This is a genomic window from Propioniciclava sp. LT294, assembly GCF_059516005.1.
Genome location: NZ_JCAKNG010000006.1, coordinates 169,606 through 187,392 on the forward strand (window position 1 = coordinate 169,606; position 17,787 = coordinate 187,392).

The following is a 17,787-nucleotide window of genomic DNA, read 5'->3' on the forward strand; positions in this document are numbered from 1 at the left end:
ACCGGGCAGCCTACCGGCGCAGCGACAGCGCCACGAGAACCGGCCCACGGCGTCCGGCGGCAGGCGCCTCGGCGCCGCACCCGGGCGTCCCCTCGGCGGTGGCCGACGCGCACGATCCGCACCCGGACACCGGGCAGCCCATCGCCCATTCCTTGGCCTCGAGGCGCCCCAGGCGGATGAGGTGATCCACCGAGGCCCGGACGGCCTCGGCGGGCAGCCCCGTGCGTCGTCCCACCTCGGCGAGCGACGGCGTGCCGTCGGCCAACGCCGCGAGCACCGCGGACAACGGCCCGCTCACCAGAACAGGCTTCCGACCTGGAAGATGAGCACCGCGCCCAGCCAGGCCACGGTCAGGCCCATGGCGACACCGAAGGCGGTCCACCCCCGGCCGACCTCGCGCCGCTGCGCGGCGAGCGTGGCCACGCAGGGGGTGTACGCCATCAGGAACCACAGGAAGGCCCACACCGCCGGCAGGGTGTGCCCGCCCGAGGACTCCTCGAACGCCGCACGGACCTGGCTCCCGAAGTCACCGAGGTCGGCCGCACCCTCGGCCGGCTCCTCGACCGCGTAGGTCTGGGCCCACGAACTGATGACGGCCTCCTTGGCCACGAAGCCGACCACGAGCGCGGAGGCCGTCTGCCACTGGCCGAAGCCGGCCGGGGCGAACACCGGGGCGATGGTCTGGGCGGCGACACCGTAGGCCGACTCCTGCACCGGCGCCTCGCCGAAGCCGTACCCCGCCTTGGCCGGCAGCGACTGCAGCAGCCAGACCAGGCACACGGTCACGACGATGATGCCGGACGCCGTGCGGAGGAACCCCTGGAGCCGGGTCCACGCGACGGAGGCCGTCAGCCGGACCGTGGGAACCTGGTAGGGCGGCAGGTCGAGGACGAGCGGTTCGGAGCCCATGGTCCGCCACAGCGTCCTGCGCAGCACCAGGCCCACGCCGATGACGGCGACGATGGAGGCCAGGTACATCACGAACACGACCGTGCCCGCCGCGGAACCGAAGAACATGGTGCCGAGCATCACGTAGACGGTCAGCCGCGCGCTGCAGGAGGTGAACGGCACCAGCAGCGCAACCAGGATCCGCTGGCGCGCCTGGCCGAGGATCCTCGTCGCCGCGATCGCGGGGACGTTGCACCCGAAGCCGACCACCAGCGGCAGGAAGGCCTTCCCCGGCAGCCCGAGGCGCCGCATGAGCCGGTCGGTGACGACGGCCGCGCGGGCCATGTAGCCGGAATCCTCCAGCAGCGCGAGCAGGACGAACATGAGCGCCATCAGCGGCACGAACGTCAACAGCATGCCCACTCCGGCGATGATCCCCTCGACGAGCAGGCCCTCGACCCAGCTGCCACCCAGGGCGATCCCGGCCAGCAGGCCGCGGGCGGCGTCCGAGACCGGGCCCGCGAAGAAAGCGTCCAGGGCCCCCTGCAGGGGCGCGGCCACCGACGTGGTGATCTGGAACACCACCCACATCACGGCGAGGAACAGCGCCGGGCCGGCGACCGGGTGGGTCGCCACCCGGTCGATGCGGTCCGACGTGCTGACCCGGTCGGCGCCGGACGCCACGGTCCCGGCGGCGGTCGCCGCCCGGACCCACGCGAAGCGCTCGTCGTCCCGGGCGAGGTCGTCCGCGACCGCGGGGACGGGGCGGGCCTTCGGCGCCGGCCGCGCGAGCACCCCCCGCACGGACCGCGTCAGGTCGGTCAGCCCCTGGCGCCGTCGCGGATCGACCACGACGACGGGGCAGCCGATGTCGCCGGCCAACGCGTCCGGGTCGAGTTCGACACCGGCCTTGCGCGCCATGTCGTTCATGGTGAGCGCGACGACGACGCGGTGGGTGGTCTCACGGAGTTGGGCCACCAGGAACAGCGACCGGGTCAGGTGGGCCGCATCGACGACCACGACCACGGCGTCGGGACGCTCGCCGACCGGCGCCTCCACCAGCAACGTCCGGGTGAGCGCCTCGTCGGGGCTGAGTGGGTCGAGGCCATAGGCGCCGGGCAGGTCGATGAGCGTGAACTCGCTCACGCGGTCCGCGGCGCAGTCGTCCGGGCAGGACGTGCAGGCGCACACCTTGTCGGTCGCCTTGAAGCGCCAGACGCCGCGCCCGACGTCGACGGTCGTGCCGGGCCAGTTGCCGGTGGTGGCACGCAACCCGGTGAGGGCGTTGAAGAGCGTGGACTTGCCGACGTTCGGCGCACCGGCCAGCGCGATGATCGGCGCCCCGGCCGGGGCGGACTCCCCCACCGGGCCGTGGCACGCGGCGCGGACGGTGGTCGTCACGCGACCTCCTCGGCCGTGAGGTGAGCCAGGACGCCGGCGTCCACGGCCACGCGGCCACCGCTGACCGACACGATCCGTCCGCCACCGGCCAACCTCTGCACCGCGCTGACACGGACCCCGCGGCGCAGGCCGAGCGAGGCGAGGCGTCGGGCGATGTCGTCGTCCGGGTGGGTACCGGTCAGCACCAGGGCGGCGCCGAGCGGCGCCCGATCCAGCGTGGTCGGCGCGAGTGGCGCCAGCGTGCATGAGGTCACGGAAGTGAGGGTAGCCTCACCTTCTGTACGACGTCCAGTAGTAGCCTCCGTCAGTCCGACACGGCGTCGACGAGACTCTCCAGGACGATGCCGAGCCAGTCGTACAGGGCCACGAGCTGCGTGCGTGGATCCCGGGCCGGGAGCCGGTCCAGTGCATGGTGGTCGGCCTCGGATTCGATCCCCAGCCGCACGGCCAGGCTGAGGCGGACACCGTTGAGCGTCTTCAACCACGCCCCCACCTCGGCGTCCGGCACCACGAGCGGCTCGGTACCCTCACGGGTGGCGGCGAGGGCCGCCAGGACGACCCGGGAGTCGGCCACCCGGGCGCGCTGCTGCGCGTCCTCGGAGAAGCGCCGGTGCTCGGCGGCGGCCCGTTCGTCGGAGTACGCGTCGGGGAAGAGTCGGGCCACGACGGGGTCGGAGCGATCCAGCCCCGCGGCTCCGGACATCTCGCGCGTCCACTGGGCGAAGGGGTCGGATGCGGCCTCCGTCGCCGCGTCACCCCCGATGAGCTCCACGACCTGGGACACCAGGGAGACCACCAGGGCCACCTCGAAGTCGTCCAGGTCCGCGACGAGCGCGTTCCCCTCGCGCACGAAGGGGATCACCGGTCGAGCTCCAGCGTGGCCCACAGGCCGTAGCCGTGCAGGGCGTTGACGTGTTGCTCCATCTCCTCACGGGAGCCGGACGCGACGACGGCCTTGCCCTCGGTGTGCACCTGCATCATCAGGCGGGTGGCCTTGGCCTTGTCGAACTTGAAGTGGGTCACGAACACGTGGGTGACGTAGCTCATCAGATTCACCGGGTCGTCCCACACGAGGGTGACCCAAGGGGGCAGCGCGAGGGCGTCCTGGGCCGGACGCTCGGCCACGGCGGTACCGGACGCCGGCCTGATCGGGGTGACGGGCGAGGACATGGCGTCCATTGTGTCACGCGGTCCGGACGGCGGCCCCGCCGTGGCGGTGGCCCGACGGTCGCTACGCTGACCCCATGCTGGAGACGACAGCCCTGCTGACCGACCACTACGAGCTGACGATGGTGAAGGCCGCCATGGGGTCGGGCACGGCCTTCCGCCGATCGGTGTTCGAGCTCTTCCCGCGCCGCCTCCCCGAGGGTCGCCGCTACGGTGTCGTGGCGGGAACCGGCCGCGCGCTGGACGCGATCGAGAAGTTCCGCTTCGACGACGAGACCGTGACCTTCCTGCGCGAGAAGGACATCGTCGACGACGCGCTGGCCCACTGGCTCTCGGAGTACCGGTTCCGCGGCAGCGCCTGGGGCTACCCCGACGGCGAGATCTACTTCCCGGGCTCCCCGATCATGGTCGTCGAGGGCACCTTCGCCGAGGCGGTCATCCTCGAGACCCTCCTGCTCAGCATCTACAACTACGACTCCGCCGTGGCCTCCGCCGCCTCCCGCATGACGGCGATGGCCGGCGACCGGCCGTGCATCGAGATGGGGTCACGCCGCGCCAACGAGTGGTCCGCGGTCGTGGCGGCCCGCTCCGCCTACATCGCCGGCTTCGCGTCCACCTCCAACCTCGAGGCCGGCCGAACCTTCGGCGTCCCCACCGCCGGGACGGCCGCGCACAGCTTCACCCTCCTGCACGACAGTGAGGAGGACGCCTTCCGCGCCCAACTCGCCGCGCTGGGCAGCAAGACCACCCTGCTGGTCGACACCTTCGACGTGGCCCAGGCCGTCACCAAGGGCGTGGAGCTGACGAACGGACGCCTCGGGGCCGTCCGCCTCGACTCGGGCGACCTGCTCACCCAGGCCGTCGACGTCCGCAGGCTCCTGGACTCGCTGGGGGCGGTCAACACCCGCATCATCGTGACCTCCGACCTGGACGAGTTCCAGATCGCGGCCCTGCGCTCGGCACCGGTCAACGGCTACGGCGTGGGCACCAACCTGGTCACCGGCTCGGGCGCACCGACCTCGGGCTTCGTCTACAAGCTCGTGGCCCGCGCCGACTCCCAGGACCCCGACGCCGAGGTGTTGCCCGTCGCCAAGAAGTCGGTGAACAAGGGGTCGGTCGGCGGTCGCAAGTTCGCCCTGCGCCGGCTGGACGACCACGGCATCGCCGAGGCGGAGGTCATCGGGGTCGGCGCACCGCCGCAGAGCGACACCAACGACCGGCCGCTGCTGGTCGAACTCGTGCGCGACGGCGAGGTCGTCGGGCGTGAGCCGCTGTCGGCGGCCCGCGAGCGCCACCTGCGGGCGCGTGGCGAACTGCCCAGCGCCGCGTTCAAGATGAGCCGCGGCTACCCTGCCATCGTCACGATCATGCTGGACGCCGAGGGTGGCCAGACGTTCAACCCCTACGCACCGGAGGAATGATGGCCACGCCACGCCCGACCACTCGGGCCCTCATCGTCGTCGACGTCCAGAACGACTTCTGCGAGGGGGGTTCCCTCGCCGTGGCGGGCGGGGCCGGTGTGGCGACGGCCATCGCCGAGGTGCTCTCGGGGGACCATGGCTACGACGTCGTCGTCGCGACCCGCGACCACCACATCGACCCCGGCGCCCACTTCTCCGACACCCCCGACTTCGTCGCCTCCTGGCCGCCGCACTGCGTCGCCGGGACGCCGGGCGCCGACTTCCACCCCAACCTCGGATCCCCCACCTTCGACGGGGTCTTCGACAAGGGCGAGTACACCGCGGCCTACTCCGGCTTCGAGGGGCGCGACCACACCCAGGGCGTCGACCTGGCGAACTTCCTGCACGACCGCGGTGTCACCGAGGTGGACGTCTGCGGCATCGCCACCGACCACTGCGTGAACGCCACCGCGCGGGACGCCAAGGTCGCCGGCTTCTCCACCACCGTGCTGGTCGACCTGACGGCCGCGGTCACCCCGGCGTCCATCCCCGACCTCACCGACTCGTGGGAGGACGTCGGCATCTGGGTGAGTGGCACGACGGACGCCTGAGCCCTCCTCAGTCGTCGTGGGGCTCGTGCGGCACCGGCCGCCCGAGCTTCGACCGGATCTCGATGAGGTCCAGGGCGTGGCGTTCCAGCGCGCGGTCCTCCGGGAGGCGCGGCACCCAGGGGCGCACCGGCACCTCGTCGTCGTCCTCGTCCAGCGCCGTGTAGACGATCGTGCAGTGCGTCGTCGTGTGCAGCTGGGTACCGCGCGGGTCGCCCGAGCGGACGTAGACGGACACGTGCATCTCGGCACCGTCGGTGTAGATCAGGCGCGCGTCCACCTCGACGATGTCGCCGATGAACATGGGCCGGTAGAACCGGAACCCGCCGGCATAGCTGGCTCGCGCGTGGCCGTGGAACCAGCGCTCGGCGACGAGCTTGCCCGCCGTCATGATCCAGTGCATGACGTAGCCGCCGTGCACCTTGCCGCCCCAGTTGACGTCCGTCGGCGCGGCCAGGAAGCGGAGCGTCTCCCGGCAGGTCTCGGTGGCGTCGGTGTACTCCTGGAGCGCCATCGCCTCCTCCACCTCGCGGCGTACCGCCGACAGCACCTGGGCGCGCTCGTTCTCCTCGCGCTCCCACGCGTCCTGCGGCGTGAACGGCGGAACGGGGGTGGGCCTGCCGTCGGCGTCCATCGCGACGAACACCAGCAGGCACTGCGTGTTGGTGACGGGGAGGTCGTCGCGCGGGTTGTGGCTGGTGACCGTGCACACCACGTGCAACGACGTGCGGCCGGTGTAGACCACCCGTGCCTCGACCTCGACCATGTCCCCCACGTTGACCACCCTGTACAGGTGGATGTTGCCCACGTAGGCGGTCACGGAGTAGTGACCCGACCAGGCCGCCGCCGCGGCGTAACCGGCCTTGTCGATCCACTCCAGGATCTTGCCGCCGCCCACGTAGCCGCGGACGTTGGCGTCCATCGGCGCCGCGAGGAACCGCAGCGTCACGGTCTTCTGGCCGGCCATCAGCGTCGTCCGATCGCGTGGACGGAGAAATCGTTCATCACGGCCGCGAGGCGCGCAGCCCGCTCGGATCTGAAGACCTCCTCGAGGCTCAGGGGTTCACCGTCCGGCCCCGACAGCGGCACCCGCCAGTTGGGGTACTCGTCGACGGTGCCCGGCTGGTTCTGAGTCCTGCGGTCACCCACGGCATCGGTGAGGGCGGCGCAGAGGACGCGGGCGGGGGACGCCACGATCCAGCGGTGCATGGCGAGCACCTTCTCGGCGACGTCGGACTCCCCCTCGGCCAGGAGGCCGCGCTCGGTGAGGGCACGCTGCCAGGATGCGAAGGTGCGCTCGGCGAGCGCCAGTTCGTCCTCCAGTGGCTCGGTGAGGATGCCGAGGGCGTGTTGGAGCCGGATGTGGTCCAGGGCCAGGTAACCCGCGGTCGGGGGCATGTCGTGGGTGGTGACCGACGCCATGCAGTACTCGCGGTAGGCCTCCGGCGGCAGGGGGTTGCCGTCGCCCTGCATCTCGAACCAGGCCACGGACGTGCCGAGGATGCCGCGGTCGCGCAGGTGGTCACGCACCCAGGGCTCGACGGTGCCGAGATCCTCACCGATGACGAGCGCGCCGGCCCGGTGCGCCTCGAGGAGGAGGATGCCCACCATGGCCTCGTGGTCGTAGCGGACGTAGGCGCCCTCGCCCGGGCGCATGCCCTCGGGGATCCACCACAGGCGGAACAGGCCCATGATGTGGTCGACGCGCAGGCCACCGGAGTGGCGCAGATTGCCCGCCACCATGGCGCGGAAGGGGGCGTAGCCGAGTTCCTCGAGCCGGTCCGGGCGCCAGGGCGCCTGCCCCCAGTCCTGTCCGAGCTGGTTGTAGTGGTCCGGCGGGGCACCCACCCCGATGCCCTGGGCGAAGGCGTCACCCAGCACCCAGGCCTCGGCGCTGGTCCTGCTGACGCCGACGGCGAGGTCGTTCATGACACCCACCCGCATGCCCGCCGCCTTGGCGGCGGACTGCGCCTCGCGGAGCTGGTCGTCGGCGACCCACTGCAGCCAGACGAAGAAGTCGACCTCGCGCGCGTGCTGCGCGGCGAACGCGGCCACCTCGGGCGAACTGGGCCGACGGTACTCGGTGGGCCAGTCACGCCAGTTCATGCCGAACCGGCTCACGAGCACGCACCACGTCGCGAACTGGGTCAGCATGCGCCCCTCGCCGCGGACGAAGTTCTCCTTGGCCATCACCCGAACCTCGGAGAGGCCCTCGTCGTAGATGATGCGCAGGGCGCCCAGCTTGGTGGGCCACACGGCGTTGCGGTCGATGCGGTCCGTTCCGGCCAGGGACTTGTGGAGGTCGGCCTTGAGCTTGGCCACGCGCTCACGCTTGTTCTCGTTCAGGCGGGCGTACTCGGGGACCAGTTCCGGGCGGATGTAGAGCGGGTTGATGTAACGGCGCGAGCTGGGCAGGTAGGGCGAGGGCTCCAGCGGCGGCTCCGGCTGGGCGGCGTGCAGGGGGTTGACGAGCAGGTAGTCGGCGAAGTGCTGCGTCCCCGACCAGGTCGCGAGGTCGGCCAGGTCGGCGAGGTCGCCCATCCCCCACGAATCCGCGGAGCGCACGCTGTACAGCTGGGTGGCGTACCCCCAGACCCGACGGCCGCCCATGGCCTCGGGGAAGTCCAGGAAGTCCGGCGTGACGACGAGGGCTCCCTCGAAGGTGCCGGACGAGGTCTCCAGCACGAGCCGGTGGTAGCCCAGCGGCAGGTCACCCGGCACGACGAAGGTCGCCTCGCCCGTCCACGTGCCGTCCACGTCGCGGTCGGGTTCGAGGTTCTCGACCTGCCCCGCCTCCCGGCGCCCGCCCTCCTCGAGGCGGATGTGCACGGCGGCCGGTGCTCCCGCGGGGACGTGGACGAGCACCGTGGTCTCCGTGCCCGCCCGCATCACCGTGCAGGGCGGCACCGCCCGACGCCACGACCGCAGCCCGTGCTCCGTCAACGCGCGGTGCGCCGACTCCTCAGTGGACGCGTCCACCCCCATCCCGGCCAGGATGCCGACCACCGTCGCGTCGGACACCTCACTGAGGCGACCCTTCCAGTCCCAGAACTCGGTGGAGATGCCAAACGTGGCGGCGAGGTCCGCGAGGACGCGGTTGGTCAAGGGCATGGGCAGCACCCTATTGCAGGGTGCGGACACGAGCGAAAGATCAGCCCTCGTTCGACTCGAACGGCTCCACCAACCGTCGCAGCAGGTTGGCGATGTCCTCGCGCTGCTGCGGCGACAGGCCGGCGAGGATCTGCTCCTCGCGCTTGACGAGGTCGGCCAGGGCCTTCCCCACGATCGCACGCCCCTCGGGCAGGAGGCGCACCCGGACGCCGCGACGGTCACGGGGATCCGGCAGTCGCTCGACCAGGCCACGCTCGGCCAGGCGGTCGATGCGGTTGGTCATCGTGCCGGACGTCGAGAGGGTCTGCTGGATCAGCTGGCCCGGGGACAGCTCGTAGGGCGACCCCTCGCGGCGCAGCGCGGCCAGCACGTCGAACTCCCAGGTGTCGAGGTTGTGCTGGGCGAACGCCTCACGACGTGCGAGGTCGAGGTAACGGGCCAGACGGCTCACCCGCGACAGCACGCGCAACGGACCCACGTCGAGGTCGGGGGTCTCGCGCGCCCAAGCCTTGAGGATTCGGTCCACTTCGTCCATCAACACCTCCTCCAGAAAGAATCTTCACGTCAAGATTGATCGTGGTGAGATTCTAGCGACCGAGAGGCCGGGGACGTAGGGCGGTTGCATCACGAATCGGCGACAGCCAGCAGGTGGTTCTCGACGTGGCCGATCCGGCCAGCGGCGAGCACGCCACCGACGGCCGTCACCACCAGGGCCGTCATCAGCCAGCCGAAGGTCACCACGTCCGGGGCCACCGGGCTGAGCGCGGCGAAGATCGTGCCGGCGGCACCGGCGAGGAGCGCGTTGCCGGCCGTCTCCCCCACCTGGAGCGAACCGGTGTTGCGGCCGAGCTCGGCCTCGGCGGACAGCTGCATGGTCGCCAGCGACGTGGAGGAACTCTGCAGCCCCATGCCCACTCCCGCCAGCACGCTCGCGAGGGTGGGCAGGACCAGGTCCGTCCCCCCGAGCCAGCCGCTCCCCGCCAGGAGGGCGACGCCGCCGGCGACGCACGCGGCACCGGCGACGATGATCCGGTTCCGGGACAGGCGGAACCATGGCCGCGCCTGCAGCCACGAGCCCCCCACCCAGCCCATCGACCCCACGGTGATCACCAGACCCGCCACGGCCAGCGGGACGCCTCGCCCGGTCAGCATCAGGGGCAGGAAGGACTGGGCCCCGAAGAAGGTGCCCGACACGAGCAGGCGCGTGGTCACCACCGCCGGCAACCCGGACGCCGCGGGCGAGAACCCGACCGGCATCAGCCGCCGGAACCACACCCCGCACAGGGCGACGCCGACACCCAGCCACACCAGCGACGCGGGGCCGAGGTTCTGGCCCGCGACCTGGAGGGCGGCGACGCCGAGCGCCACGGCCACCGCGGCATGGGTGGGCACCGGGGCGGCCGCGTCCTCGGCGTGCCGCCGTCCGCGGGAGGCGAGGCGGGCCAACCCGGGCGCCATGAGGACGACCCCCACGAGCACGAGGGGCAGGACCGCCCAGAACACCCAGTGCCAGGAGAACGTCTCGCTCAGCCAGGCGGCGACGGCCGGCCCGACCAAGGAGGGGAGGATCCAGCAGGCGGAGTACCACGTCATGAGCCGCGCACGTTCGACCGGGTCGTAGGCGATCGCCGTGACGACCATGAGCGCCAGGTTGACCGCTCCCCCGCCGAGTCCCTGGACGAAGCGTCCGGCCAGCAGCACCGCCATGGTGGGGGCGAGCGCCGCGACGACGACACCGAGGGCGAACACGACCAGCCCCACCAGGAGGGGCCTGACGGGCCCGATCACGTCGGTGGTGCGCCCCGCCACCACGATCGCGATGAGTTGCGCGATCATCACCGCGGTGAACGCCCACGCGTAGAGCTCGAGGTCCCCCAGGTCGGCCGCCGCGGCCGGCATCGCGGTGACGACGGCCATGCCCTCGAACGCCACGGCTGTCACGCACGTCAGCAGGCCGACCGTGAGGCCGCGCCGAGCGGTGGTTGAGGACACGGACAGCCATTCCACCACCCATCGGTCCTAGGATGAAATGCATGACCCAGCTCACTCCGGCTCCCGGCTCGCAAACGATCGTCGACGAGCGCACCGCGATGCGGCTCGACGAGGGTGACCACGAGCGCTTCAGCCACTACGTCGCCAAGAACAAGCTGACCGAGGCGATGGTGATGGGAACGCCGGTGGTCGCGCTGTGCGGCAAGGTCTGGGTGCCGAGCCGCAACCCCGACCGCTTCCCGGTCTGCCCCGAGTGCAAGGAGATCTGGGAGACGTTCCGCGGAAACGAGGGTGGCGGCGACAACGGCGGCGGCGAGGAGTCGTGACCCGGCCGCGGACGATCGTCTGCGTCCGCCACGGGAAGAGCTCGTGGAAGACGAACGAACGCGATCACAACCGGCCGCTGGCGTCCCGCGGCACCCGCGACGCCGTCGTCGCCGGCCAGCAGCTGGCGCCCCTGCACTTCGACCTGGCACTGGTCTCGCCGGCCACCCGGGCGCGGCAGACATGGCAGACGCTGCAGATGGGCGGCGTGTCGTGCGCGGACGTCCGGACGGTCGACGAGCTCTACCACGCGTGGACGCCCGAGGTCATCCGCGTGCTGCAGGCCCTGCCCTCCGCGGCCCACACCGTCCTGGTCGTGGGCCATGAGCCGACCCTGAGCGACCTGGTCCTCACCCTGGCGGCCCCCTCGCCCCTCACGGCGGCGGTCCGGGAGAAGTTCCCCACCTCCGCCATCGCGGTGCTCACCCACGGCGGCGCCTGGGACGAGCTCGGGCCCGGCTCGGCGGAACTGGCCGCGTTCGAGGTCCCCCGCGGATGAGTTGGATCGAGGTCGTCGGGTACATCGCCTCCGCCCTGGTCGCGACGTCCTTCTTCATGCGGTCACTGCTCCGACTGCGTTGGGTCTCCCTCGTCGGTTCGGCCCTGTTCATGGCCTACGGCCTCCTGATCGGCTCCTGGCCCGTGGTCTTCACCAACGTGGCGGTGGCCGTGGCGAACGTCATCGGCCTGCGCCACGAGCTGGCGTCGTCCGCGTCCTCGGTCACGCTGGTCCCCATCGACTCCGATGCGCCGTTCCTCGTCGACTACCTGGCCGCCAACGCCGACGAGATCACCAACAGCCAGCCGGGCTACCACCCGTCCGAGCACGACAAGTTCGTCCGGCTCGTCAACCGTGACGGCCTGCCCGCCGGCGTCCTCATCGGAGAGCCGGCCGGCAAGGAGTTGCTGGTCAAGCTCGATTACGTGAGCCCGGCCTACCGGGACAGTTCCACCGCCAAGTGGCTGTTCGGGGCGGGACGCTCGACGTTCACCGACGCGGGCTTCACCCGCCTGGTCGCGAAGGCGCACACCTCGTTGCACCGCAACTACCTGGAGTTGGTCGGCTTCCGCCCCGAGGGCAACGCCTACGTGCTCGACCTGACTCAGTAGCGGTAGTTCTCCGCCTTGTACGGGCCGTCCACGCTGAGACCGAGGTAGTCGGCCTGGGTCGGGGTGAGGGTGGTGAGCTTGACCCCGAGGCTGTCCAGGTGGAGCCGGGCGACCTCCTCGTCCAGGTGCTTGGGCAGCACGTGGACGCCGGTCGGGTACTCCTCGGGCTTGGTGAACAGCTCGACCTGGGCCAGCACCTGGTTGGTGAAGCTGTTGCTCATGACGAAGCTCGGGTGGCCCGTCGCGTTCCCCAGGTTGAGCAGGCGGCCCTCCGACAGGACGATGACGCCGTGGCCGTCCGGGAACACCCACTGGTCCACCTGCGGCTTGATGGTGCGGCGCTCGATGCCGGGGATCGCCTCCAGGCCGGCCATGTCGATCTCGTTGTCGAAGTGGCCGATGTTGCCCACGATCACGTTGTGCTTCATGGCGGCCATGTGCGCGGCGCTCACGACGTCGCGGTTGCCCGTGGTGGTGATGACGATGTCGGCCTCACCGACGACGTCCTCCAGGGTGGTGACCTGGTAGCCGTCCATGGCGGCCTGCAGCGCGCAGATCGGGTCGATCTCGGTGACGACCACCCGGGCGCCCTGACCGGCCAGGGCCTCGGCCGCACCCTTGCCGACGTCGCCGTACCCGCACACCACGGCGACCTTGCCCCCGATGAGCACGTCGGTACCACGGTTGACGCCGTCGATCAGGCTGTGCCGGATGCCGTACTTGTTGTCGAACTTGCTCTTGGTGACCGAGTCGTTGACGTTGATCGCCGGGAACAGCAGGGCCTGCGCGCGCGCCATCTCGTACAACCGGTGGACGCCGGTGGTGGTCTCCTCCGTCACGCCACGGATGCTGTTGGCCAGGGTCACGAAGTCGAGGCTGGACGCACGCAGGGTCTGGAGGATCACCTTCCACTCGACCGAGTCACCGGGCTGCGCCTCGGGGACAGCGCCCGCCTTGGCGTACTCGACGCCCTTGTGGACGTAGAGGGTGGCGTCGCCGCCGTCGTCGAGGATCATGTTGGGCTGGCGGCCGCCCCAGTCGAGGATCTGCTCGGTGCACCACCAGTACTCCTCGAGCGTCTCACCCTTCCAGGCGAACACCGGGACTCCCCGCGGGTCCTCCGGCGTCCCGTCCCGGCCCACCACGATCGCGGCCGCGGCGTGGTCCTGGGTGGAGAAGATGTTGCAGGACGCCCAGCGCACCTCGGCGCCGAGGTCGACCAGCGTCTCGATCAGCACCGCCGTCTGGACCGTCATGTGCAGGCTGCCCGCGATACGGGCCCCGGACAACGGCTTGGATTCGCCGTAACGCGCGCGCATGGCCATCAGCCCGGGCATCTCGTGCTCCGCGAGCGTGATCTCCTTGCGCCCGAAGTCGGCCAGGGTCAGATCGGCAACCTTGTAGTCCACGAGGGGCAAGGGTACCCGCCCCACCGCCACCCTGCGCCGGGGTTCCGCTCCGTGCTGGAGGTGATCCTCGCCGGCAACGTGACGCGGTCGGCCTGAGCGAGCGCCGGGATCCCCGGGGGGGCGGACGGTCACGACTCGGCGGCGTCCCGATCCGCCAGCGAGGCGAGGTGGGCCAGCGCGAGGTCGTAGCCGCCCAGCCCCAGGCCCATGATCGTGCCGACGACGTACGGCGAGATGACCAGGTCGCGGCGCCACTCCTCGCGGGTGTGCACGTTGCTGATGTGCACCTCGACCACGGTCGGCACCTGCACCACGGCGTCCGCGATGGCGTACGAGTAGTGCGACCAGGCCCCGGGGTTGATGACGACCGCCCAGTCGTTCTCCGCCGCCTCGTGGAGCCAGCGGACCATCTCGCCCTCGGCATCCGTCTGGCGCACCTCGACGTCGAGGCCGAGGCCGGCACCGGTGTCGACGAGGTGCTGGGCGAGTTGGGCGTGCGTGGTCGACCCGTAGACCTCGGGCTGGCGGCGGCCGAGGCGTCCGAGGTTGACGCCGTTCAGGACGAGAACCTTCATGGCCGGTTGTCCCTTCCGAGGCCGATCTGCAGGTACGCCGCCGCGAACAGGCCCTTGGCCAGGACCGTGGCATAGCGCTCCATGGTGGAGCCGGTGGCGTGCGCGATCTCGCTGACGCGCACGTCCATGATGCGGGCGTTCTCCTCGAGCACCTCGCGTTGCTCGTCGGTGGCGCCGTCGCCGTAGCCGTCGTCGATGACGACCAGGGTCGGGCGGGCCTCCTCGGAGGCCTCGAACGGGTCGGCGAAGGGGTCGCGGGGCTTGGTGCCCGCCAGGATCGGCAGGAGCGCGGCGGCATCCGCAGCCAACGCCACGCGTCCGGACGCCGCCCGCACGGCCTCGACGATGCGGCGCGAGGCCCGGGCCGCGAGCACCGAGCCCCCCCAGACGAGGGGCTGGGCGTCCCCGAGTTCGATGGCCAGCGCCTTGGCCGGATTGGCGGCGATGTCGAGGGCGTGCCCCGACGCGGCCGCGACCGCGTCCAGCGCATCGGCGACGGCGGCGGTCGGGACGGGGCCACCCAGCCCCATCTGATGGAGGGCGGACATGGCCACGATGGCGGCCGTCAGCGGGTTGTCGGACGAGACGGGCAGCAGCGTCGTGGAGCGGGATTCGGACTGGCGCGCCAGCGTCGAGTCCTCCAGGGCCGTGACGATCACGCGGGAGCCCCGGCGCAGGGCCTCGTGCACGCACGTCAGGGCCGCGGAGCCGCCGCCGAGCACGACGACGAGGTCGAGGGGCCCGACCCAGCCGGGCAGGCCGAGGCTCGGCCAGGCGAGGAACGGAACCGGGCAGACCGGCTCGAGCACGGCGCGCAGCAGGCGCGCCTCGGGGCCGACGGCGATGATCGCGCGGGGCCGGTCCTCACCGGCCAGCGACGCGATGGCGGGCTCGGCGGCCGCGGCCTCACGACGCAGGCGCGCCCCCGCCTCCGCCAGGGGCCGGAGGAGCCGGTCCGCACCCTGCAGGACCTCGGGATCCTCGAGGCGCCCGTCGTCGAACGTACTCACGCGTCGACCACCCCGGGCGCCTGGGTGGGACGCGCCTCGTCCACCACCAGGATCGGGATGCCCCCGCGCACGGGATAGGCCAGCCCGCACTCGGGCGTGGTGCAGACGAGCTCGGACGCCTCGTAGGCCCACGTGAGTGGCCCGTGGCAGGCCGGGCACACCAGCAGCTCCAGGACACCGGGAACCAGGTCACTCATCGTTCTCCTCCTCGGATCACAGCCAGCGCCTCGTCACGCAGGGCGGCCATCGTGGCCTCCTCGCGCGCCTCGACGTTGAGCCTCAGCAGGGGCTCGGTGTTGGACGGTCGGACGTTCACCCACCAGTCGTCGCCGGAGACGGTGACGCCGTCCTCCTCATCGATGGTGCCACGGCCCTCGAAGGCGGCGCGCACCCTGTCGAGCACGGGCTCGACGGCGGGCACGGTCGAGTTGATCTCACCCGACGCCTCCCACCCCGCGTACCGCGCCGCCAGTTCCGACATCGACGCGTCACCGTGGCCCAGCATCGCCAGCACGTGCAGGCCCGCGAGCATGCCGGTGTCGGCACCCCAGAAGTCGCGGAAGTAGTAGTGGGCCGAGTGCTCGCCGCCGAAGATCGCGTCGTGCTCGGCCATGTGGGCCTTCACCGACGTGTGGCCCACGCGGCTGACCACGAGGGTGCCGCCCAACGCGTCCACCACCTCACCGACGGAACGGGACGTGATCTTGTTGATGACGATCGTGCCCCCCGGCTCGCGGGCGAGTTCCTGGGCGGCGATCATCGCGGTCACGACGGACGGGGGGACGACCTCGCCGCGCTCGTCGATGATGAAGCAGCGGTCGGCGTCGCCGTCGAAGACGAGCGCCACGTCCGCGCCGTGCTCGCGCACCGCGGCCTGGGCGTCGGCGAGGTTCTCGGGGATCAGCGGGTTCGGCATGTGGTGGGGGAACGTGCCGTCGAGGTCGAGGTACAGGCCGGTCAGGTCGAGGCCGAGTGGCCCCAGGACGGCAGGTGTCGTGAGCCCGGCCATCCCGTTGCCGGCGTCCACGACCACCTTCAGCGGGCGCAGGCCGGACAGGTCGACCAGCGAGTGCAGGTGTTCGGTGTAGCCGGCCAGCACGTCGACGCGGCGGTACCCGCCCTGTTCGGCCGCCGCCGGGAGCGACTCCCCCAGGGCGAGGTCGCGGAGCTCGACCAACGCATCGGCCGAGACGGGCGCGGCGCCCGGCAGGCAGAACTTCACACCGTTGTAGTCGGCCGGGTTGTGGGAGGCCGTGAACTGGACGCCGTGCAGACCGAGCGTGCCCGAGGCGTACCAGAGGGCGTCGGTGCTGGTCAGGCCCGCGTCCACCACCGAGGCACCCTGCGCCCGGGCCCCCTCGGCGAAGGCGGCGGCCACGTCCGGCCCGGTGACACGCATGTCGCGGCCCATGACGAACTCCCCACCCCTCAGCCCGAAGACGCGCACGAAGGCGGCCCCCACGGCCCGTACGCCGGCAAGGTCCCATTCGGCCTCCGGGACCCCGATCAGGCCCCGGATGTCATTGGCCTTGAAGATGGCAGGTGTGAGCACCGCCCCAGACTATCGGCTGGGGTCGGCCGGATCGGCCACGATGCCGAGGTGACCCTTGCGGCGGCTCAGGTGGGGCTCCGCGCTCAGGTGGGCGCTGCGCGGCTCGTCCCAGGTGAGCCCGACCTCGCGGACCGCGTCGGCGAGTGCGAGCAGGTCGTCGTGGGTGTGGGCGGGACCGCCCTCCTCCAGGGGGAGCCTGATCAACTCCCACCCGCGAGGGGTGCTCAGGCCGGCGCAGTGCTCGCGGCACAGGTCGTGGGTGCCCGGTTCGTGGCGCAGCGCGAGGGGCCCGACGACGGCGGCGCGGTCGGCGTAGGCGTACGTCAGGGTGGCGACGGCCACCTCTTGGCACCCCGTCCGGGAACACTGCCGCTGCTTCACGGGCAGCACCGTAGCGGTCGGGGCGTCCTCCTCGGGGCTGCGACACCCGTCGGGACTACAGTGACGCCATGCTGAGGAGTCGCGATCGCCACAACCGGGGGCTGCGCGGGCGGCTGGCCTGGCCCAACCCGTACACCGGGGCGCCGGTGCCGATCCGGTCGCGCCAGTCGAGGGCCGAGTTCTTCACGCTGTGCGTCCGCGACGCCCTGGCGCAGATCTCCGAGCACTGCCCGCGAGCCCTGGCCGGCATGGACGTCGGCATCGAGGACGTGCCGGACGTGGGCGTGGCCTGGACCCGGGATCGGGTACCGCTCGCCGCCGCGGTGTCGGCCCTGCCCGACCGCAACGGCCAGGTGGTGGTGTTCCGCCGCCCGCTCGAGCGCCGCGCCGAGACGCGTCGGGGCCTCCGGATCCTGGTGTTCCGGACCATCGTGGAGCAGCTCAGCGAGGCAACGGGCATCCCGGTGGACGAGATCGACCCGCAGGGCCACACCGCGGACGACGACTGGGACTGAGCTCAGACCGCGCGGCGCTTCAGCTTGCGGCGCTCACGCTCGGACAGGCCACCCCAGATTCCGAAGCGCTCGTCATGGGCCAGCGCGTACTCGAGGCACTCGGAGCGGACCTCACAGGTCTGGCAGACCTTCTTCGCCTCGCGGGTGGAGCCGCCCTTCTCGGGGAAGAACGCCTCGGGATCGGTCTGTGAGCACAGGGCGCGCTCCTGCCAGCCGAGAAGGCCCTCCTCGGCTGCGACTATCGTGAGTTCGCGCATGCGGTGGACCCTCCTCGACTCGCCGATGACGATGCTTGACACAGGAATTACATCCCTGTCATTACGGTTTCGTCAAGCCAGAACGGG

The 17,787-nt window shown here is 71.5% G+C and carries 22 protein-coding genes; 6 read left to right on the forward strand and 16 right to left on the reverse strand.

The features are described from left to right. Window positions 1-10: 10 nt before the first annotated feature. The 5 genes from AC5YDA_RS09960 to clpS are packed head-to-tail and all read right to left on the reverse strand — an operon-like array spanning window position 11 to window position 3,459. Window positions 11-298, reverse strand: a complete 288-nt coding sequence (locus tag AC5YDA_RS09960) for a FeoC-like transcriptional regulator (RefSeq protein WP_496189217.1) — start codon at window positions 296-298, stop codon at window positions 11-13. Beyond that, window positions 295-2,289: a ferrous iron transport protein B gene (gene feoB, locus AC5YDA_RS09965; protein ID WP_496189218.1), complete on the reverse strand. Its 1,995-nt coding sequence runs from the start codon at window positions 2,287-2,289 to the stop codon at window positions 295-297. Before feoB ends, AC5YDA_RS09960 begins: the two co-directional genes overlap by 4 nt. Then, window positions 2,286-2,543 carry a FeoA family protein gene (locus AC5YDA_RS09970; RefSeq protein ID WP_496189219.1) on the reverse strand — a complete coding sequence of 86 codons (258 nt, stop codon included), beginning with the start codon at window positions 2,541-2,543 and terminating at the stop codon, window positions 2,286-2,288. Before AC5YDA_RS09970 ends, feoB begins: the two co-directional genes overlap by 4 nt. A 50-nt stretch (window positions 2,544-2,593) precedes the next feature. After that, window positions 2,594-3,151, reverse strand: a complete 558-nt coding sequence (locus tag AC5YDA_RS09975) for a DUF2017 family protein (RefSeq protein ID WP_496189220.1) — start codon at window positions 3,149-3,151, stop codon at window positions 2,594-2,596. Continuing rightward, complete coding sequence (gene clpS / locus AC5YDA_RS09980; RefSeq protein WP_496189221.1) at window positions 3,148-3,459, reverse strand: ATP-dependent Clp protease adapter ClpS; 312 nt, start codon at window positions 3,457-3,459, stop codon at window positions 3,148-3,150. Before clpS ends, AC5YDA_RS09975 begins: the two co-directional genes overlap by 4 nt. A 74-nt stretch (window positions 3,460-3,533) precedes the next feature. On the opposite strand from clpS, the gene AC5YDA_RS09985 reads away from it, so the two are divergent. After that, window positions 3,534-4,877 (forward strand): nicotinate phosphoribosyltransferase, encoded by a 1,344-nt coding sequence (locus tag AC5YDA_RS09985; RefSeq protein WP_496189222.1) that lies wholly within the window; start codon window positions 3,534-3,536, stop codon window positions 4,875-4,877. Next, window positions 4,877-5,467, forward strand: coding sequence for an isochorismatase family protein (locus tag AC5YDA_RS09990; RefSeq protein WP_496189223.1), 591 nt, complete (start codon window positions 4,877-4,879; stop codon window positions 5,465-5,467). Before AC5YDA_RS09985 ends, AC5YDA_RS09990 begins: the two co-directional genes overlap by 1 nt. A 7-nt stretch (window positions 5,468-5,474) precedes the next feature. Here the strand turns inward: AC5YDA_RS09990 and AC5YDA_RS09995 are convergent, their stop codons facing one another. The 4 genes from AC5YDA_RS09995 to AC5YDA_RS10010 all read right to left on the reverse strand — a co-directional run bounded on the left by AC5YDA_RS09995 (window position 5,475) and on the right by AC5YDA_RS10010 (window position 10,567). Next, window positions 5,475-6,431 (reverse strand): acyl-CoA thioesterase, encoded by a 957-nt coding sequence (locus AC5YDA_RS09995; protein ID WP_496189224.1) that lies wholly within the window; start codon window positions 6,429-6,431, stop codon window positions 5,475-5,477. Beyond that, window positions 6,431-8,575: a 4-alpha-glucanotransferase gene (malQ, locus tag AC5YDA_RS10000; protein ID WP_496189225.1), complete on the reverse strand. Its 2,145-nt coding sequence runs from the start codon at window positions 8,573-8,575 to the stop codon at window positions 6,431-6,433. Before malQ ends, AC5YDA_RS09995 begins: the two co-directional genes overlap by 1 nt. A 40-nt stretch (window positions 8,576-8,615) precedes the next feature. Beyond that, on the reverse strand, window positions 8,616-9,110 hold the full coding sequence (locus AC5YDA_RS10005; protein WP_496189226.1) for a MarR family winged helix-turn-helix transcriptional regulator: 495 nt from the start codon (window positions 9,108-9,110) through the stop codon (window positions 8,616-8,618). A gap of 89 nt (window positions 9,111-9,199) precedes the next feature. Continuing rightward, window positions 9,200-10,567, reverse strand: a complete 1,368-nt coding sequence (locus AC5YDA_RS10010; protein WP_496189227.1) for an MFS transporter — start codon at window positions 10,565-10,567, stop codon at window positions 9,200-9,202. 41 nt (window positions 10,568-10,608) lie between these two features. On the opposite strand from AC5YDA_RS10010, the gene AC5YDA_RS10015 reads away from it, so the two are divergent. From AC5YDA_RS10015 to AC5YDA_RS10025, 3 genes are read left to right on the forward strand one after another with little or no spacing between them, the layout of a single operon-like run. Then, complete coding sequence (locus AC5YDA_RS10015) at window positions 10,609-10,893, forward strand: DUF3039 domain-containing protein (protein ID WP_496189228.1); 285 nt, start codon at window positions 10,609-10,611, stop codon at window positions 10,891-10,893. Beyond that, on the forward strand, window positions 10,890-11,390 hold the full coding sequence (locus AC5YDA_RS10020) for a SixA phosphatase family protein (protein ID WP_496189229.1): 501 nt from the start codon (window positions 10,890-10,892) through the stop codon (window positions 11,388-11,390). The genes AC5YDA_RS10015 and AC5YDA_RS10020 overlap by 4 nt, the downstream gene beginning before the upstream one ends. After that, window positions 11,387-12,001, forward strand: a complete 615-nt coding sequence (locus AC5YDA_RS10025; RefSeq protein ID WP_496189230.1) for a hypothetical protein — start codon at window positions 11,387-11,389, stop codon at window positions 11,999-12,001. The genes AC5YDA_RS10020 and AC5YDA_RS10025 overlap by 4 nt, the downstream gene beginning before the upstream one ends. Here the strand turns inward: AC5YDA_RS10025 and ahcY are convergent. The 6 genes from ahcY to AC5YDA_RS10055 all read right to left on the reverse strand — a co-directional run bounded on the left by ahcY (window position 11,995) and on the right by AC5YDA_RS10055 (window position 16,928). Further along, a complete protein-coding gene (gene ahcY, locus AC5YDA_RS10030) occupies window positions 11,995-13,410 on the reverse strand; it encodes an adenosylhomocysteinase (RefSeq protein ID WP_496189231.1) in 1,416 nt (471 codons plus the stop codon). The two genes, AC5YDA_RS10025 and ahcY, sit on opposite strands and share 7 nt — an antisense overlap. Window positions 13,411-13,538: 128 nt before the next feature. Next, on the reverse strand, window positions 13,539-13,985 hold the full coding sequence (locus tag AC5YDA_RS10035) for a type II 3-dehydroquinate dehydratase (RefSeq protein WP_496189232.1): 447 nt from the start codon (window positions 13,983-13,985) through the stop codon (window positions 13,539-13,541). After that, on the reverse strand, window positions 13,982-14,995 hold the full coding sequence (locus AC5YDA_RS10040) for an SIS domain-containing protein (RefSeq protein ID WP_496189233.1): 1,014 nt from the start codon (window positions 14,993-14,995) through the stop codon (window positions 13,982-13,984). The genes AC5YDA_RS10035 and AC5YDA_RS10040 overlap by 4 nt, the downstream gene beginning before the upstream one ends. After that, on the reverse strand, window positions 14,992-15,192 hold the full coding sequence (locus tag AC5YDA_RS10045) for a Trm112 family protein (RefSeq protein ID WP_496189234.1): 201 nt from the start codon (window positions 15,190-15,192) through the stop codon (window positions 14,992-14,994). Before AC5YDA_RS10045 ends, AC5YDA_RS10040 begins: the two co-directional genes overlap by 4 nt. Next, window positions 15,189-16,547 carry a phosphohexomutase domain-containing protein gene (locus AC5YDA_RS10050; protein WP_496189235.1) on the reverse strand — a complete coding sequence of 453 codons (1,359 nt, stop codon included), beginning with the start codon at window positions 16,545-16,547 and terminating at the stop codon, window positions 15,189-15,191. The genes AC5YDA_RS10045 and AC5YDA_RS10050 overlap by 4 nt, the downstream gene beginning before the upstream one ends. Window positions 16,548-16,556: 9 nt before the next feature. Next, window positions 16,557-16,928, reverse strand: coding sequence for a DUF3499 domain-containing protein (locus tag AC5YDA_RS10055; protein ID WP_496189236.1), 372 nt, complete (start codon window positions 16,926-16,928; stop codon window positions 16,557-16,559). Window positions 16,929-16,996: 68 nt separating this feature from the next. Here AC5YDA_RS10055 and AC5YDA_RS10060 point away from each other — a divergent pair, with 68 nt between their 5' ends. Next, window positions 16,997-17,443 carry a metallopeptidase family protein gene (locus tag AC5YDA_RS10060; RefSeq protein WP_496192943.1) on the forward strand — a complete coding sequence of 149 codons (447 nt, stop codon included), beginning with the start codon at window positions 16,997-16,999 and terminating at the stop codon, window positions 17,441-17,443. A gap of 2 nt (window positions 17,444-17,445) precedes the next feature. Here AC5YDA_RS10060 and AC5YDA_RS10065 read toward each other — a convergent pair whose 3' ends face one another. Then, complete coding sequence (locus AC5YDA_RS10065) at window positions 17,446-17,700, reverse strand: WhiB family transcriptional regulator (protein WP_496192944.1); 255 nt, start codon at window positions 17,698-17,700, stop codon at window positions 17,446-17,448. Window positions 17,701-17,787: the final 87 nt, after the last annotated feature.

Excerpts from the sequence above, each read along its gene's own strand:
- clpS (WP_496189221.1), bottom strand. The coding sequence starts at position 3,459 with ATGTCCTCGCCCGTCACCCCGATCAGGCCGGCGTCCGGTACCGCCGTG.
- AC5YDA_RS09985 (WP_496189222.1), top strand. The coding sequence starts at position 3,534 with ATGCTGGAGACGACAGCCCTGCTGACCGACCACTACGAGCTGACGATG.
- AC5YDA_RS09990 (WP_496189223.1), top strand. The coding sequence starts at position 4,877 with ATGGCCACGCCACGCCCGACCACTCGGGCCCTCATCGTCGTCGACGTC.
- AC5YDA_RS09995 (WP_496189224.1), bottom strand. The coding sequence starts at position 6,431 with ATGGCCGGCCAGAAGACCGTGACGCTGCGGTTCCTCGCGGCGCCGATG.
- malQ (WP_496189225.1), bottom strand. The coding sequence starts at position 8,575 with ATGCCCTTGACCAACCGCGTCCTCGCGGACCTCGCCGCCACGTTTGGC.
- AC5YDA_RS10005 (WP_496189226.1), bottom strand. The coding sequence starts at position 9,110 with ATGGACGAAGTGGACCGAATCCTCAAGGCTTGGGCGCGCGAGACCCCC.
- AC5YDA_RS10015 (WP_496189228.1), top strand. The coding sequence starts at position 10,609 with ATGACCCAGCTCACTCCGGCTCCCGGCTCGCAAACGATCGTCGACGAG.
- AC5YDA_RS10025 (WP_496189230.1), top strand. The coding sequence starts at position 11,387 with ATGAGTTGGATCGAGGTCGTCGGGTACATCGCCTCCGCCCTGGTCGCG.
- AC5YDA_RS10035 (WP_496189232.1), bottom strand. The coding sequence starts at position 13,985 with ATGAAGGTTCTCGTCCTGAACGGCGTCAACCTCGGACGCCTCGGCCGC.
- AC5YDA_RS10045 (WP_496189234.1), bottom strand. The coding sequence starts at position 15,192 with ATGAGTGACCTGGTTCCCGGTGTCCTGGAGCTGCTGGTGTGCCCGGCC.
- AC5YDA_RS10060 (WP_496192943.1), top strand. The coding sequence starts at position 16,997 with ATGCTGAGGAGTCGCGATCGCCACAACCGGGGGCTGCGCGGGCGGCTG.
- AC5YDA_RS10065 (WP_496192944.1), bottom strand. The coding sequence starts at position 17,700 with ATGCGCGAACTCACGATAGTCGCAGCCGAGGAGGGCCTTCTCGGCTGG.